We start from the raw sequence: 450 nt of genomic DNA on the forward strand, positions 1-450 counted from the left end.
ATCGTAGGCTGCGCCAAATGCTGATGTTCTTCATTGAGCAGGGCATTCGTGGGATGTCTGTTCTCAACAGATATAAACCCGTACAGCATGGCCGACTCGGTGGCTCGCAGGTCGGCCTTGATCTACCAGGTGTCTTTTATGTTCCGTCAATTATTTCGGAAGTCAGTCCTTGGGCGCAGTTTGAAGGAAAGTTGGACAGGCTTTCCAAAACATTTACAACTTTCAAGACACACCCTGCTTCGGCGATGGTTTCCACTGGCAGTGCAAGTGACTCGCCTCTCCCGGACGTATCAGTTGACTACATCTTCACTGACCCACCGTTTGGAGAAAACATCTATTACGCAGACCTGAATTTTTTGGTTGAAGCATGGCATGGCGTCAAAACAGATGTAGGGCCAGAAGCAATTGTTGACCGAGTGCGAGAGAAAGCAATTTTTGATTATCAGAGAC

General features: G+C 48.0%; 1 pseudogene. It reads left to right on the forward strand.

The window, feature by feature from the left end:
* Window positions 1-17: 17 nt before the first annotated feature.
* Window positions 18-450 (forward strand): annotated as a pseudogene (locus KDH83_RS31625) (DNA methylase); the annotation flags it as partial.

The sequence above is a fragment of the Achromobacter sp. Marseille-Q0513 genome (genome assembly GCF_018195695.1).
Lineage (GTDB): Bacteria > Pseudomonadota > Gammaproteobacteria > Burkholderiales > Burkholderiaceae_B > Achromobacter.